The organism is Enterobacter sp. 200527-13 (assembly GCF_027924865.1).
In the GTDB taxonomy this organism is placed as follows: Bacteria; Pseudomonadota; Gammaproteobacteria; order Enterobacterales; family Enterobacteriaceae; genus Enterobacter; species Enterobacter ludwigii.
In genome coordinates this window covers 44,149-58,795 of record NZ_BSCM01000002.1, presented here as the reverse complement: position 1 = coordinate 58,795, position 14,647 = coordinate 44,149, and the positions used below count along the sequence as shown (strand labels likewise).

Annotated in this window: 15 protein-coding genes; 8 read left to right on the top strand and 7 right to left on the bottom strand. The window is 54.8% G+C overall.

Features of this window, described 5'->3' with window-relative positions; translation table 11 throughout:
• Position 1 precedes the first annotated feature (1 nt).
• Entirely contained in the window at positions 2 to 709 is a 708-nt protein-coding gene (gene minC / locus QMG44_RS09515; RefSeq protein ID WP_020883433.1) for a septum site-determining protein MinC, read from the bottom strand.
• A 124-nt stretch (positions 710 to 833) separates the two neighbouring features.
• On the opposite strand from minC, the gene QMG44_RS09510 reads away from it, so the two are divergent.
• The 3 genes from QMG44_RS09510 (at position 834) to QMG44_RS09500 (ending at position 2,353) form a co-directional block, all read left to right on the top strand.
• The gene (locus QMG44_RS09510; protein ID WP_020883434.1) at positions 834 to 1,109 is read left to right on the top strand and encodes a YcgL domain-containing protein; all 276 of its coding nucleotides are present in this window, start codon (positions 834 to 836) and stop codon (positions 1,107 to 1,109) included.
• 47 nt (positions 1,110 to 1,156) lie between these two features.
• Positions 1,157 to 1,816, top strand: a complete 660-nt coding sequence (locus QMG44_RS09505; protein ID WP_020883435.1) for a fumarylacetoacetate hydrolase family protein — start codon at positions 1,157 to 1,159, stop codon at positions 1,814 to 1,816.
• Positions 1,817 to 1,909: 93 nt separating this feature from the next.
• Positions 1,910 to 2,353, top strand: a complete 444-nt coding sequence (locus QMG44_RS09500) for a YcgN family cysteine cluster protein (protein WP_020883436.1) — start codon at positions 1,910 to 1,912, stop codon at positions 2,351 to 2,353.
• 27 nt (positions 2,354 to 2,380) lie between these two features.
• Here QMG44_RS09500 and dsbB read toward each other — a convergent pair whose 3' ends face one another.
• Both dsbB and nhaB read right to left on the bottom strand, forming a co-directional pair.
• Positions 2,381 to 2,911, bottom strand: a complete 531-nt coding sequence (gene dsbB / locus QMG44_RS09495; protein ID WP_020883437.1) for a disulfide bond formation protein DsbB — start codon at positions 2,909 to 2,911, stop codon at positions 2,381 to 2,383.
• A 143-nt stretch (positions 2,912 to 3,054) separates the two neighbouring features.
• The gene (nhaB, locus tag QMG44_RS09490) at positions 3,055 to 4,593 is read right to left on the bottom strand and encodes a Na(+)/H(+) antiporter NhaB (RefSeq protein ID WP_020883438.1); all 1,539 of its coding nucleotides are present in this window, start codon (positions 4,591 to 4,593) and stop codon (positions 3,055 to 3,057) included.
• A 201-nt stretch (positions 4,594 to 4,794) separates the two neighbouring features.
• On the opposite strand from nhaB, the gene fadR reads away from it, so the two are divergent.
• Positions 4,795 to 5,514, top strand: a complete 720-nt coding sequence (gene fadR / locus QMG44_RS09485) for a fatty acid metabolism transcriptional regulator FadR (RefSeq protein ID WP_025203875.1) — start codon at positions 4,795 to 4,797, stop codon at positions 5,512 to 5,514.
• Between the two features lie 67 nt (positions 5,515 to 5,581).
• Here the strand turns inward: fadR and QMG44_RS09480 are convergent, their stop codons facing one another.
• On the bottom strand, positions 5,582 to 7,114 hold the full coding sequence (locus tag QMG44_RS09480; protein ID WP_020883440.1) for a SpoVR family protein: 1,533 nt from the start codon (positions 7,112 to 7,114) through the stop codon (positions 5,582 to 5,584).
• Between the two features lie 321 nt (positions 7,115 to 7,435).
• Between QMG44_RS09480 and QMG44_RS09475 the strand changes: the two genes are divergently transcribed.
• Positions 7,436 to 8,734, top strand: coding sequence for a D-amino acid dehydrogenase (locus tag QMG44_RS09475; RefSeq protein ID WP_020883441.1), 1,299 nt, complete (start codon positions 7,436 to 7,438; stop codon positions 8,732 to 8,734).
• Between the two features lie 9 nt (positions 8,735 to 8,743).
• Positions 8,744 to 9,814, top strand: a complete 1,071-nt coding sequence (dadX, locus tag QMG44_RS09470) for a catabolic alanine racemase DadX (RefSeq protein WP_040017760.1) — start codon at positions 8,744 to 8,746, stop codon at positions 9,812 to 9,814.
• 60 nt (positions 9,815 to 9,874) lie between these two features.
• Here the strand turns inward: dadX and QMG44_RS09465 are convergent, their stop codons facing one another.
• Both QMG44_RS09465 and ldcA read right to left on the bottom strand, forming a co-directional pair.
• Entirely contained in the window at positions 9,875 to 11,608 is a 1,734-nt protein-coding gene (locus QMG44_RS09465; RefSeq protein ID WP_014170573.1) for a potassium/proton antiporter, read from the bottom strand.
• 96 nt (positions 11,609 to 11,704) lie between these two features.
• Positions 11,705 to 12,619, bottom strand: coding sequence for a muramoyltetrapeptide carboxypeptidase (ldcA, locus tag QMG44_RS09460; protein WP_014170572.1), 915 nt, complete (start codon positions 12,617 to 12,619; stop codon positions 11,705 to 11,707).
• A 107-nt stretch (positions 12,620 to 12,726) separates the two neighbouring features.
• Here ldcA and emtA point away from each other — a divergent pair, with 107 nt between their 5' ends.
• On the top strand, positions 12,727 to 13,338 hold the full coding sequence (gene emtA, locus QMG44_RS09455) for a membrane-bound lytic murein transglycosylase EmtA (RefSeq protein ID WP_014170571.1): 612 nt from the start codon (positions 12,727 to 12,729) through the stop codon (positions 13,336 to 13,338).
• 37 nt (positions 13,339 to 13,375) lie between these two features.
• Here the strand turns inward: emtA and QMG44_RS09450 are convergent, their stop codons facing one another.
• Positions 13,376 to 14,107, bottom strand: a complete 732-nt coding sequence (locus QMG44_RS09450; RefSeq protein WP_020883443.1) for a flagellar brake protein — start codon at positions 14,105 to 14,107, stop codon at positions 13,376 to 13,378.
• Between the two features lie 207 nt (positions 14,108 to 14,314).
• Here QMG44_RS09450 and QMG44_RS09445 point away from each other — a divergent pair, with 207 nt between their 5' ends.
• Positions 14,315 to 14,569 carry a GlsB/YeaQ/YmgE family stress response membrane protein gene (locus QMG44_RS09445; protein WP_010432765.1) on the top strand — a complete coding sequence of 85 codons (255 nt, stop codon included), beginning with the start codon at positions 14,315 to 14,317 and terminating at the stop codon, positions 14,567 to 14,569.
• Positions 14,570 to 14,647 lie beyond the last annotated feature (78 nt).

Here is a 14,647-nt window from a genome sequence, read left to right as displayed (position 1 = left end):
ATCAATTCAACGGTTGAACGGTCAACGCGTCGTCTGCCAGTCGCAGACGAGCCGCTTTGCCATAAAATTCGGCTGGGATCTTGTCGCTCAGCCAATATTCACCTGCGATGGACACCAGTTCCGCCGTCAGATGAGTACAAAATATTTGCGCATCCCTGTCACCACTTGCACCCGCGAGCGCACGCCCACGCATCATACCGTATACGTGAATATTGCCATCTGCAATCAGCTCTGCGCCAGCGCTGACGTGGCTTGTAACAATCAGATCACAGTTTGGTGCATAAATGCGCTGACCGGAACGAACCGGCACATCAATCAATCGCGTTTTTGTGACAGGTGTAACGTTTTGCACCGGAGGAGGAGGCGTTTGGACTGCCGCAGGGGCAGGACGCGCGGCTTTTTCTTTGCCTTCGGTCAGAATGGGCAGACCCGCACGGTCAATTTCTGCTTTTAGCTCAGCATCTTTGCAGCCGCTGATACCGACGATACGCAGCCCGGTCGCGGCCACGGCTTGCTGGAGAAGTTTCCAGTTAACCGGTGCATCCAGACCACTGACATTCACGACGACGGGGGCATGTTTCAGAAAAGCGGGAGCCTGCGCAATTTTGTCTTCTAACGCCTGACGAATAACCTCGGGTTTTGCATCATGCAAATGTACCACTGATAAGGTGAAGCTACTGCCTTTAAGCTCGATTGGCGTGTTTGACATCCTGGCCTTACTCAATTTGCTATTAACCGCAACACCGCCGTTGCGATATTCCGAAGAGTATCAGGCATGTTATAGTCAGGAGTATATTGAGGCAAGCAACCACCCATTAATTCAGAGTAAAAACATGTTTTGTGTGATCTACAGAAGTACAAGTCGTGACCAGACCTATCTTTATGTCGAAAAGAAAGACGATTTTTCGCGCGTACCTGAAGAATTAATGAAGAACTTTGGCCGACCTCAGCTGGCGATGCTGCTGCCGCTGGATGGCCGTAAGAAACTGGTCAACGCCGATCTGGAAAAAGTGAAAACCGCATTAGCGGAGCAAGGCTATTATTTACAGCTCCCGCCACCACCCGAGAATTTATTAAAACAGCATCTTGAGGTGAACGGGAAAAAATAGTCCCGGCTGTTTTCGGGGTTAACACATCAACCGTTTAGGGGTCGTACATGTATCAACATCATAACTGGCAAGGTGCATTACTGGATTATCCCGTCAGCAAAGTGGTCTGCGTAGGCAGTAACTATGCCAAACATATTCAGGAGATGGGCAGCGCGACGCCAGACGAGCCGGTTCTGTTCATCAAACCAGAAACCGCGCTGTGCGACATTCGCCAGCCGCTGGCGCTGCCGCAGGGGTTGGGGTCGGTGCATCATGAAGTGGAACTGGCCGTGCTGATTGGCGCGACGCTGCGTCAGGCCTCCGAAGAGCATGTGCAAAAGGCGATTGCCGGATACGGTGTCGCGCTCGACCTGACCCTGCGTGATGTTCAGGGCAAAATGAAGAAAGCGGGGCAGCCGTGGGAAAAGGCCAAAGGGTTTGATAACGCTTGCCCGATCTCCGGTTTTATTCCGGTAAGTGAATTTACCGACGATCCGCAGAACACCCCGCTTAGCCTGAAGGTTAACGGCGAGATCCGCCAGCAGGGCACCACGGCAGATATGATCCATAAAATTGTGCCGCTGATTGCCTACATGAGCCGTTTCTTTACCCTGAAACCGGGCGATGTGATCCTCACCGGTACGCCAGAAGGTGTCGGCCCGTTGCAGGCCGGTGACGAACTGGACGTCAGTTTTAACGGCCTGTCACTGAAAACTCGCGTGCTGTAAAAGCATCTTGCCGCCTGAAGAGGGCGGCAAAACTTGCAACAACGTGCCAGACTCGTTATAAGGTGCGCTCTCTTTTGACGTGTGGACATCCTGATGAACAACATTCCTTTCTGGCAAAGCAAAACTCTCGACCAAATGACAGACGTGGAGTGGGAATCGTTGTGTGACGGTTGCGGGCAGTGCTGCCTGCATAAACTGATGGATGAAGATTCGGACGAAATCTATTTCACCAACGTTGCCTGCAAGCAGCTGAACATCAAAACCTGCCAGTGTCGCAACTATGAGCGTCGCTTCGAGTACGAGCCGGATTGCATCAAGCTAACCCGTGAGAACCTGCCCACCTTCGAATGGCTGCCGCATACCTGCGCCTATCGTCTGCTGGCGGAAGGCAAAGACCTGCCAAAATGGCACCCGCTGCTGACGGGCTCCAAAGCGGCGATGCACGGTGAACGCATCTCTGTGCGTCATATTGCGGTGAAAGAGTCAGAGGTACAGGACTGGGAAGATCACATCATGAATCATCCCAACCGTGGATAAGAAAAAACCCGCCGAGGCGGGTTTTTTTTACCTGCCAAACAGGTCGCGTTTCTTGGGTTTGAACGGTTGTGCGATGAGCACCAGCAGCGCCACAATGAAGTAGGCCACAAAAATCCCCACCAGCCACTGCGGCATCTCAAGGCTCAGGAATTCCCACTGGCGCACAGAGCAGTCACCGGAAGCAACAAACACCTGCGGCAGCCACTTATCAAGCGGCAGCCAGCTCGGGAAGCGGGCGGCGAAATCACAGGTCATAAAAGGTGACGGATGCAGCTGCATCATGGTGTGCTGCCAGGAGAGCTCAATACCTTTCCAGGCGCTGTACAGCCAGATGGCAATTGCGGCATAGCGTAACGGCGATTTAGGGGCAATCGCGCCCACCAGACCCGCACCCATAATGCCGAACAATGCACAGCGTTCGTAAATACAGAGTACGCAAGGCTGAAGTCCCATCACATGCTGGAACCACAGCGCGACCATTTCCAGCGCAAAGGCGGTCAGGGCCATTAACAACCACGCTCCGCGACCGCGAGAGCACTGGTTTAAAAATCTCAACATAATCATTTCCCTGGAACATGCTTAGAAAGCGCAGTGTAAACGAATTCGTTTTTCGCGCCACCTGTACCTGACGAAATAAAACGTAATTGGATGTTTATCGTGCGAAAAGGTAAACGGGCAGCAAGCTGCCCGATATATCAGGTTTACTGCGCGGCAAGTATACCCGCTTGTATCAACCATTGCGTACAGGGAATAAGGGTAATTTTGACGCAAAGCAATCCTACAAGCGTGAGCACCAGCGTATAGGGAAGCGCCATCCAGACCATTCGCCCATAAGAAAGACGTATGAGTGGAGCCAGCGCAGAGGTCAGCAGGAACAGGAACGCCGCCTGACCGTTGGGCGTCGCCACCGACGGCAGGTTGGTCCCGGTGTTAATTGCCACCGCCAGCAGTTCGAACTGTCCGGCGCTGATGACGCCTTGCTCCATGGCCGTTTTGGCCTCGTTGATGTAGACCGTGCCAACAAACACGTTATCCGAGATAGACGACAGCAGCCCGTTAAACAGATAAAACAGCGAAAGCTGAGCATCCGGTGCCGCCTGCAAGACAAAGGTAATGATCGGCGCGAAAAGCTTCTGGTCGATGATCACCGCGACGACCGCAAAAAAGACGGCCAGCAGGGCGGTAAAGGGCAGGGCTTCCGTAAAGGCTTTGCCAATCGCATGCTCATCCGTCACGCCGGTAAAACTGGTGGCGAGAATAATCACCGACAGGCCAATTAAACCGACTTCGGCAAGATGAAACGCCAGCGCGGCGATAAGCCAGACGCCAATGACGCCCTGTGCAATAAGACGCAGCGTCTCCTGACGCGTCCGCTGGCTACGGCTTTGCTGGTCGAATTTCTGCAGCTCCTGACGCACGGGTGCCGGAATATGCGCGCCATAGCCAAAGAGGCTGAATTTCTCCACCACCACACAGGTCGCCAGACCGCACACCAGAACCGGTATGCTCACCGGTGCCATTCGCAGGAAGAAATCACCGAAATGCCAGCCCGCAGCTTTAGCAATAATCAGGTTTTGCGGTTCACCCACCATCGTCATCACGCCGCCCAGGGCGGTCCCGACGCCGGCATGCATCATCAGGCTGCGCAGGAAGGCGCGGAACTGTTCCAGCACCTCGCGGTGGTCATTATCGACCTGGCTGTCATCAAGCAGGTCATCGCCGGGACGTGAAGAGGCCACCCGGTGATAAATACCATAAAACCCGACCGCGACGCTTATCACCACGGCGACCACCGTCAGCGCATCCAGGAAGGCTGAAAGAAATGCCGCAGCCACGCAGAAAGCCAGCGACAGGAGCGTTTTTGAAGGAATGCTCAGCAGCAGGCGGGTAAAAATAAACAGCAGCAGCTGTTTCATAAAGTAGATACCGGCCACCATAAACATCAGCAGCAGAAGCACTTCAAGGTTTGAGGCCAGTTCTGCTTTTACATGCTCGGCGCTGGTCATCCCAATGACAACCGCTTCAATGGCCAGCAAACCGCCAGGCAGCAGGGGATAGCACTTCAGCGCCATGGCCAGGGTGAAGATAAACTCCGCGACCAGCAGCCACCCGGCAATAAACGGGTGCACAATAAAGATGAGAGGATTAACAACCAGGAACACCAGAAGTATCAGCTTGTACCAGTCGGGAGACTGGCCTAAAAAATTGCGCCACAACGCGCGCCCAAAAGAAATTTCCACGACAGACGTTCTTCCCCGTGAAGTAAAACAAAACATCAGTATACGCAAAAATCACGGTCTGGAGGGGGATTCGGCTGCAATGTAAATTTCATAAAAATGAAACGGCGATCCCTCTTTTCTCTCACTGCTGCGCTATCTGCCTCTGCGAGCCTCTGGTATGATGAGTGCAATTTGCTAAAGCTGTGTAATGGAAATCTCACTATGGTCATTAAGGCGCAGAGCCCGGCGGGTTTCGCGGAAGAGTACATCATTGAAAGCATCTGGAATAATCGTTTCCCTGCAGGGTCCATTCTTCCGGCTGAACGCGAACTCTCTGAACTGATTGGCGTCACTCGCACCACGCTTCGGGAAGTGCTCCAGCGACTGGCGCGTGATGGGTGGTTGACGATTCAGCATGGCAAGCCAACAAAAGTAAACAATTTCTGGGAAACCTCCGGGCTGAATATTCTTGAAACGCTGGCGCGCCTCGATCATGAAAGCGTGCCGCAGCTGATTGATAATCTGCTCTCCGTGCGTACCAATATCGCTACCATCTTTATTCGTACGGCTTTCCGTCAGCACCCGGAAGATGCGCTCCAGGTTCTGGCCAGTGCCAACCAGGTGGAAGATCATGCGGATGCGTTTGCCACCCTTGATTACAACATCTTCCGCGGCCTGGCGTTTGCCTCCGGTAACCCGATTTACGGCCTCATCCTTAACGGCATGAAAGGGCTCTATACCCGTATCGGTCGTCACTACTTTGCCAATCCGGAAGCCCGCAGTCTGGCGCTGGGCTTTTACCACAAGCTGAGCGAGCTCTGTTCCACCGGTCAGCACGATCAGGTGTATGAAACTGTGCGCCGCTACGGCCGCGACTCCGGTGAAATCTGGCACCGGATGCAAAAAACGCTGCCGGGTGACCTGGCCATCCAGACCCGCTAAAAGAAAAAACCTCTCAGTTGAGAGGTTTTTTTTCGCCCTGACGCGGGCGTTTCGGTTCAGGCAGGCACTACAGCGTATTCATCCGCGTCGGGCAGCGCTCCAGCAGCTCCACGCTACCGTCTTCATTCTGCTGCTCCAGCAGCACGTCAAAGCCCCACAGGCGATGCACATGCTTCAGCACCTCTTTGCGCCCTTTATCCAGCGGGGCACGGTTGTGCGGGATGTAGCGCAGCGTCAGAGAGCGGTCACCGCGGAGATCCACGTTCCATACCTGAATATTGGGTTCAAGATTGCTCAGGTTGTACTGGGAAGAGAGGCGAGAGCGGATCTCCCGGTATCCCTCTTCGTTATGAATCGCTGAAATTTCCAGGAAGTTGTTACGGTCATCATCCAGCACGGTGAAGAAGCGGAAATCGCGCATGATCTTCGGCGACATAAACTGGCTAATAAAGCTCTCATCCTTGAAATCGCGCATCGCAAAATGCAGCGTTTCCAGCCAGTCCGAACCGGCAATATCCGGGAACCAGTATTTGTCCTCTTCCGTTGGCGACTGGCAGATACGTTTGATGTCCTGGAACATCGCAAAGCCGAGGGCATACGGGTTGATGCCGCTGTACCACGGGCTGTTGTAAGGCGGCTGGAACACCACGTTGGTATGGCTGTGGAGGAACTCCATCATAAACCGCTCGGTAACTTTCCCCTCGTCATACAGATGGTTGAGGATGGTGTAATGCCAGAATGTCGCCCAGCCTTCGTTCATCACCTGCGTCTGTTTTTGCGGATAGAAGTACTGGCTGACCTTACGCACAATGCGCAGGATCTCACGCTGCCATGACTCCAGCAGCGGCGCATTCTTCTCCATAAAGTAGAGCAGGTTTTCCTGTGGCTCAGACGGGTAGCGGCGCGCCTCAGCGACAGCTTTCTCTTCTTCACGCTTAGGCAAGGTGCGCCACAGCATATTCACCTGGCTTTGCAGATACTCCTCGCGGCTTTTCTGCCGGGCTTTCTCCTCCTGCAGGGAAATTTTCTGCGGCCGTTTGTAACGGTCTACGCCGTAGTTCATCAGCGCATGGCAGGAGTCGAGCAGTTTCTCCACTTCATCGACGCCGTAGCGCTCTTCGCAGTCGGTAATGTATTTACGGGCGAAGATCAGGTAATCGACGATCGAGCTGGCGTCCGTCCAGCTGCGGAAAAGATAGTTATTCTTGAAGAAAGAGTTGTGCCCGTAGCAGGCATGCGCCATCACCAGCGCCTGCATGGTAATGGTGTTCTCTTCCATCAGGTAAGCGATACACGGGTTGGAGTTGATGACGATTTCATACGCCAGCCCCTGCTGGCCGTGTTTATACAGCCGTTCCGTTTCAATAAATTTTTTACCAAACGACCAGTGCGGATAATTGATCGGCATCCCGACGCTGGAATAGGCATCCATCATCTGTTCGGAGGTTATGACTTCAATCTGGTGAGGATAGGTATCCAGGCGATAGAGTTTTGCTACCCGGTCGATTTCAGCGAGGTAGACATCCAGCAACTCAAAAGTCCAGTCGGGTCCATCGCTGAGACGTGTGTTGTCCTTGTTCAGGGAATCAATAGTAGCCATTAGCGCGCCCTCGTTGTGGGTGCTCTCTCTGTCTGGAGAGCCTCCTTTCAAGCATAGATCAACGTGTTAAAAAGCGTGCTGGAGCAGAAATTTTTTCTTTACGATTTCCCGTTTTCAATACGGTAAAAAAAGCGGTTCACGCAGAATTTTATGCTGGTTAAAAATAACGCGCAGCAGGAGATCCCAAATAAGTCCTTTCCCCGCCAGTAGGGGAAGATGTGAGATAAGTCACCATAAAAAAGTCGTATGTTGAATAATATTTTCAACTAGGTTATCAATCTGTAATTAGAAGATTGTTCTTTTGCACATTATGGAGTGGCTATGCGTGTTGTCATACTGGGAAGTGGTGTGGTTGGCGTAACCAGCGCCTGGTATTTAAGTCAGGCGGGGCATGACGTAACCGTTATCGATCGTGAGCCAGGCCCTGCGCTGGAAACCAGCGCGGCGAATGCCGGGCAAATCTCTCCGGGCTATGCGGCACCGTGGGCGGCTCCCGGCGTGCCACTGAAGGCGATTAAATGGATGTTCCAGCGCCATGCGCCGCTGGCCATTAGCCTCGACGGCACGCAGTTCCAGCTTAAGTGGATGTGGCAGATGCTGCGCAACTGCGACACCCGCCATTACATGGAAAACAAAGGGCGTATGGTGCGTCTGGCGGAATACAGCCGTGATTGCCTGAAAACCTTGCGCGCCACCACCGGCATTGAGTACGAAGGTCGTCAGGGCGGTACGTTGCAGCTGTTCCGCACGGCGCAACAGTACGAAAACGCCACCCGCGATATCGCCGTGCTGGAAGATGCCGGTGTTCCGTACCAACTCCTCGAGGCCAGCCAGCTGGGACAGGTTGAGCCAGCGCTGGCGGAGGTGTCCCACAAACTGACGGGCGGCCTGCGTTTACCCAACGATGAAACCGGCGACTGTCAGCTCTTTACCCAGCGTCTGGCGCAGATGTGCGAGCAGGCAGGGGTAACATTCCGCTTTAACACGCCCGTCGATAAATTGCTGTCGGAAGGCGGTAATATTTACGGCGTGAAATGCGGCGAAGAGGTGATCAAAGCGGATGCCTACGTCATGGCCTTTGGCTCTTACTCCACCGCCATGCTGAAGGGTATTCTGGACATTCCGGTCTATCCGCTGAAGGGGTACTCCCTGACCATCCCGGTAAAAGAGGACAGCGGTGCACCCGTCTCCACCATTCTGGATGAAACCTATAAAATCGCCATTACTCGCTTCGATAACCGTATCCGCGTAGGCGGCATGGCGGAGATTGTCGGCTTCAACACCGAGCTGCTGCAGCCGCGTCGTGAAACGCTGGAGATGGTCGTGGGCGATCTCTTCCCGCGCGGCGGTTTTGTCGAGCAGGCCACGTTCTGGACCGGTCTGCGTCCAATGACGCCAGACGGCACGCCGATTGTGGGCCGCACCCCGTTCAAAAACCTGTGGACGAATACCGGACACGGCACCCTCGGCTGGACAATGGCCTGTGGCTCAGGTCAGCTGTTGAGCGACTTGATTTCCGGGCGCACCCCGGCAATTCCGTTTGACGATTTAAGTGCCGCGCGCTATCAATCTGGGTTCACCCCCTCGCGTCCACAGCACCTGCACGGCGCGCATAACTAAGGAGTTGTCATGTCCCGTCCTGTTCTGGCTCAGCTGGACTTGCAGGCCCTGAAGGATAACCTGCAGATTGTTCGCCGTGCTGCGCCAGGTTCACGCGTCTGGTCGGTGGTGAAAGCGAACGCCTACGGCCACGGTATTGACCGCATCTGGAGCGCGCTCAGCGCGACCGACGGTTTTGCGTTACTGAATCTGGAAGAGGCCATTCTGCTGCGCGAGCGTGGCTGGAAAGGCCCTATATTATTGCTGGAAGGGTTCTTCCATGCCGACGATCTGCCGTTGCTGGATAAGTACCGGCTGACCACCAGCATTCACAGCAACTGGCAGGTTAAAGCCCTGCAGGACGCCAGACTGCATGCTCCGCTCGACATTTATCTCAAGGTGAACAGCGGCATGAACCGCCTGGGCTTCCAGCCTGAGCGGGTACATACGGTATGGCAACAGCTGCGCGGCATCAGGAATGTGGGCGAAATGACGCTGATGGCGCACTTTGCCGACGCGGAAAAACCCGATGGCATCGCCGAGGCGATGGTGCGGATTGAGCAGGCGGCTGAAGGTCTGGCGTGTTCGCGCTCGCTCTCTAACTCGGCGGCCACGCTGTGGCACCCGGAGGCGCACTACAGCTGGGTACGCCCGGGGATCATTCTGTACGGCGCGTCACCGTCAGGGCAGTGGCAGGATATTGCCAACAGCGGCCTGAAACCGGTGATGACCCTGCGCAGCGAAATCATCGGCGTACAAACGCTGAAGGCCGGTTCCACGGTGGGCTACGGCAGCCGTTACCGGGCGACAGGCGAACAGCGAATTGGCATTGTGGCGGGAGGCTATGCCGACGGCTACCCGCGCATCGCTCCGACCGGCACGCCGGTGTGGGTGGATGGCGTTCGCACGGGTACCGTGGGGACGGTCTCAATGGATATGCTGGCGGTAGACCTCACGCCGTGCCCGCAGGCGGGGATTGGTTCACCGGTTGAGCTGTGGGGAAATGAAATTAAAATTGACGATGTGGCCGCTGCTGCAGGGACCGTTGGCTATGAGCTGATGTGCGCTCTGGCGCCGCGCGTACCGGTTGTGACGGTGTAACTATGCGATGTGCCGGGGGGCGATAACGCCTTCCCCGGCCAGTAAGACACGAAACCTAAACTACTCTGACTCTTCTTCCATCGGCCTTACGCCGACTTTGCGTACCGCGTTATCCTCTTTCTCGGCCACCGTCCAGATCATCCCGGCAAACTCGACCTGGTCACCGACAACGGGTGCTGCGCCAAGCAGTTGCTGGATAATTTCCCCCAGCGTTTGCTGCTTATCGCGATACTCCAGTCCTTCATCCAGACCGTAAATCAAGGCAACATCCGCAAATTTGGCGCTCGCTTCCAGAATAAAATCGCCGAAGAAACGCTGATCCAGCGCCACCGGTGGCGACTGGCTGAACAATTTACCCAGCGCGGGCAGGTCGCGCTCGCGGCCAATTACGCACAAAATATCCCCTTCACGCAGACGGGTGCTGCCGGTAGGGTGAAGCAGAACATTGTCGCGGAACAACGCGGCAATCCGCGTTTCGGCGGGCATATGCAGATCGCGCAGCGACGCGCCCACGCACCATTTGTCTTCGCTAAGCTGATACACAAACTGTTCCCACGGGTTTTCCGGATGAATATCCAGCCCCACCCGGGAGACGGGCCAGCCAACGGGGGGGATCACCACTTTTGCCTTTTTCGCCGCCCAGCCGAGTGACGTGCCCTGGAACAGGAGTGAAATCAAAACAACGAAGAATGCGACGTTGAAGAACAGTCGGGCGTTATCCAGACCCGCCATCATCGGGAACACGGCAAGGATAATCGGCACCGCGCCGCGCAAACCCACCCAACTGATAAAGATACGCTCGCGCAGGTTAAAGCCGCGAAACGGCAGCAGGCCTGCAAACACCGACAGTGGACGGGCGAAGAAGATCATCCACGCCGACAGCATCAGCGCCGGCACGGCGATAGGCAGCAGGTCTGAAGGGGTAACCAGCAGGCCAAGCACCAGGAACATGCCAATCTGCGCCAGCCAGGCCAGTCCGTCGAAGTTCTGCAAAATGGCGTGACGGTTGCGAATAGGGCGGTTACCCATCAGGAAGCCGCAGAGGTAGACGGCAAGAATGCCGCTGCCATCCAGCGCGGTGGTGACGGCAAAAATCAGAATGCCGCCGCTCAGCGCCAGCAGAGGGTAAAGCCCGGCGGGAAGTGAAATCCGGTTGATCATCTGCTGCAGCAGATAGCCGCCGCCGAGGCCAAGAATAATCCCCAGACCAAACTGCTGCAGGATATGCCAGGCAAACATCCAGCTCAGCCCGCTTTCGTGCTGCTGGATCATCTCAATCAGCGTGATGGTGAGAAACACCGCCATGGGATCGTTACTGCCGGATTCAATCTCAAGCGTGGAGCCAACACGTTCGTTAAGCCCTTTACCGCCAAGCAGGGAAAAGACCGCCGCCGCATCGGTTGAACCGACAATAGCGCCAATCAGCAAGCCTTCCATGATATTGAGATGGAACAGCCAGGCGGCCATCATCCCAGTCAGGCCGGATGTGATTAATACGCCTACGGTCGCGAGCGACAGCGCCGGCCCTAAGGCGACGCGGAACGAGCTCGCCTGAGTGCGCATCCCGCCGTCCAGCAGGATCACTGCCAGCGCGAGGTTACTCACCATGTAGGCGAAAGGGTAGTTATCGAAAGGAATACCGCCGATGCCATCGATGCCAGCCAGCATGCCGATAGCAAGGAAAATAACGAGAATAGGTATGCCGAGACGCGATGAAAATGAACTTAATAATATACTACAGGTTACAAGCACAGAACCCAGAATGAAAAGGCTGATTATCGCTGCGGCATCCAATGTTGTCTTACTCCCACCTCAATGTTAACGCTGTTACTAAAACCCTAACATATTAACCACGGCAACAGCGTTTTATTAAGGGGTTTAACGGCTTTTTTATGCCTTTATGACCGGATGACCGCTTATAGTTAACCGACTGCCTGAATCATCATGTATCAGGGACGCATGTGCCCCCAGCGCAAGGGTTACGGTTTGTTGCTCATGGCCAAAATCCAGACCGGTGATAACCGGGATATCGAGACGGGAACGGATGAAATCAACCATCGTTTCAAGGGAGTAACCGGCGTCGTAATCATTGGGTGCCGCACCGCTAAAACTGCCCAGCACGATTGCTGACTGACGTTCAAGGATCCCGGCATGATAAAGCTGCAATAACATGCGCTCGACGCGGAACGGATGTTCGTTAATATCTTCCAGCACCAGAATGCCGTCTTCGATGTCCGGCAGCCACGGCGTACCGATGAGCGAGACCAGCATTGCCAGGTTACCACCCCAGAGTTGGCCTTCACAGGCCCAGTGCGGCCCCTGGCCTTGCCACGTTATGCTGTAGGTTGGGTTTCGCAGGGCGCGCCAGAAATGCTCAAGGGTAAACGCATCGAGCGCCGGCGCACCAAAATTTCCGGCCAGCATCGGGCCGCTGAAGGTAATGACGTTATGCAGTGCCAGCAGCCCAAGCTGGATGACCGTGAAATCGCTGTGGCCGCATATCAGCAGCGGGTCCTGCTGTTGACGCTGTGCCAGACCTTGCCAGTCAATGCTCTCCAGTAACCGGCTCGCGCCGTAGCCCCCCCGCACCGCAAGCACGATCCGATCCTCACCCTTCAGGTTCACCAGGCTGTTGATATCATTCAGTCTCTGGGCCTCGGTTCCGGCAAAACGCTGCTGGCGGCGAGGGATAATCGTCTGATTTTCTACCTGGTGGCCGAAGCCCAGTAAGCGCTGAACGCCCCGTTGTGCCGCGTCCTGATTGATGCAGTAGCCCGACGGTGCGATAAGATGAAACTGAGACATGGCAATTCCTTGCTGAATGAGAAACTAATTGTCTATATCATGCCGCTTATACGCTGCCCGCTTCAAGGGGCAGCGCACTGCGATGACCGGCTATAAGGATAGATGACGTGAAATTGAGATGGTTTGCTTTTTTGATTGTGTTGCTTGCGGGCTGTAGTTCCAGACATGACTATCAAAATCCGCCCTGGAACCCGGAAGTGCCGGTGAAACGGGCCATGCAGTGGATGCCGATCAGCGAGCAAGCCGGGAAGGCATGGGGCGTCAGTCCGCGTCTTATCACCGCGATCATTGCCGTTGAATCCGGCGGTAATCCCACGCTTGTCAGCAAATCAAACGCAGTGGGGCTGATGCAGCTTAAAGCGTCTACCGCAGGTAAAGAGGTCTACCGCTACATGGGCTGGAGCGGTCAGCCGTCGACCAGCGAGCTGAAGAACCCGGAGCGTAATATCTCCATGGGGACAGCCTATCTCAGCATTCTGGAGCATGGCGTACTGAAGGGCATCGACGACCCGGAAGTGATGCAATACGCGCTGGTGGTCTCTTACGTCAACGGGGCCGGGGCGCTGTTGCGAACCTTCTCCTCTGACCGTAAAGAGGCGATAGAAGAGATTAACGGCATGGACAAAGATGAATTCGTTGAACATGTGGCGAAAAATCATCCGGCACCACAGGCTCCGCGTTACATCTGGAAAGTACAGAAAGCGATGGATGCCATGTAATGCCGCAGGCGGGCGGCGGTCACGCTGCCCGTTTTCCTCACAGAACTTTATTCGCACGTTCCCGTGCTTCGCGCTCCAGTGCAAAGATAATGCGCTGCAGTTCGCGCTCTGAACCGGGTCCGACGTTCAGGAAGCGAAAACTCAGACGCGGCGTGGTAATCGTTTCGTTTTTGCTGTCCACCACCTTCCGCTCGCTGATGGCAATCAACTGGGCATCAAAATAAAACCGTCCCCAGCCGGCCATATCCAGTTCAATTTGCGAGAATCGCATGCCTTCGACCAGTCCGTCAGGTTTCGGCGTATCCATCAGCGCGCCCATACCGCCCAGCGACAGGTCGAAGAGGCGGAAGCGGAGCTCTTTTTTGTCCGGCATTTTAGCCTTACAAAAATAGGCAGGGTGAAGGGGGGCGCTGATGCGGAAATATTCCCGGCGCTGCACAAACCACAGGTTGGCAGGCAGTGGTGTGACAAACGCGGGAAGACCCTGGTATTCGCTCATTTCGAGGCGCGGGAGCACAAATTCCACTTTTGCACCGTGGGTCTCTGCCATCACCGCGAGTTTCTCTGCTTTCAGTGCGGCGCGGTTTTCATACTCCTGACTGCCCAGATCGATAACCAGTCGCTCCTGCGAGACGTCGAGGATCTTGCTGATGAACTGATTGTTTGACCAGCTGATGCGCAGCGGCACTTCACCTTTTTGCAGGTCACGCAATACCCCTAATACAGCCAGCGGATTTTGCTTGAGGAACTGCTCACTGTAATTACTCACGCCGGATGGCTCCTTGATAGATGACAGACTGTCTTTGCGTTATCGGCACTGCACAATGAAACTTAATACAAACCGATGAGTTTTTTTTCAGATTGCAGAGAAGATAAGTCGGTGAGATGAAATTAGTTTTCCAGGGATGACCTATACTTAAGTTACCTGCGCAGAAGGTTTTCTGCGCATGCATTAAACCTGCAAGAGGGCATCGCTATGGGTATTATCGCCTGGATTATCTTTGGTCTAATTGCTGGCGCTATCGCTAAACTTATCATGCCGGGAAATGATGGCGGCGGCTTCATACTGACGTGTGTGCTCGGTGTCGTGGGGGCGGTTGTAGGCGGCTGGCTGGCGACGATGTTTGGCTTTGGTGGCAGCATCAGCGGTTTTGACCTGCACAGTTTCCTGGTGGCTGTCGTGGGTGCCATTGTGGTGCTGGGCATTTTCAGGTTACTGCGACGGGCATAACTTCACTAAAACGGCTCTCAAGGAGGGCCGTTTTTTTACGTGCATATTGATTTGCTAATCGAAATGATAATAATTGTC

Excerpts from the sequence above, each read along its gene's own strand:
- minC (WP_020883433.1), bottom strand. The coding sequence starts at position 709 with ATGTCAAACACGCCAATCGAGCTTAAAGGCAGTAGCTTCACCTTATCA.
- QMG44_RS09510 (WP_020883434.1), top strand. The coding sequence starts at position 834 with ATGTTTTGTGTGATCTACAGAAGTACAAGTCGTGACCAGACCTATCTT.
- QMG44_RS09505 (WP_020883435.1), top strand. The coding sequence starts at position 1,157 with ATGTATCAACATCATAACTGGCAAGGTGCATTACTGGATTATCCCGTC.
- QMG44_RS09500 (WP_020883436.1), top strand. The coding sequence starts at position 1,910 with ATGAACAACATTCCTTTCTGGCAAAGCAAAACTCTCGACCAAATGACA.
- dsbB (WP_020883437.1), bottom strand. The coding sequence starts at position 2,911 with ATGTTGAGATTTTTAAACCAGTGCTCTCGCGGTCGCGGAGCGTGGTTG.
- fadR (WP_025203875.1), top strand. The coding sequence starts at position 4,795 with ATGGTCATTAAGGCGCAGAGCCCGGCGGGTTTCGCGGAAGAGTACATC.
- QMG44_RS09480 (WP_020883440.1), bottom strand. The coding sequence starts at position 7,114 with ATGGCTACTATTGATTCCCTGAACAAGGACAACACACGTCTCAGCGAT.
- QMG44_RS09475 (WP_020883441.1), top strand. The coding sequence starts at position 7,436 with ATGCGTGTTGTCATACTGGGAAGTGGTGTGGTTGGCGTAACCAGCGCC.
- dadX (WP_040017760.1), top strand. The coding sequence starts at position 8,744 with ATGTCCCGTCCTGTTCTGGCTCAGCTGGACTTGCAGGCCCTGAAGGAT.
- ldcA (WP_014170572.1), bottom strand. The coding sequence starts at position 12,619 with ATGTCTCAGTTTCATCTTATCGCACCGTCGGGCTACTGCATCAATCAG.
- QMG44_RS09445 (WP_010432765.1), top strand. The coding sequence starts at position 14,315 with ATGGGTATTATCGCCTGGATTATCTTTGGTCTAATTGCTGGCGCTATC.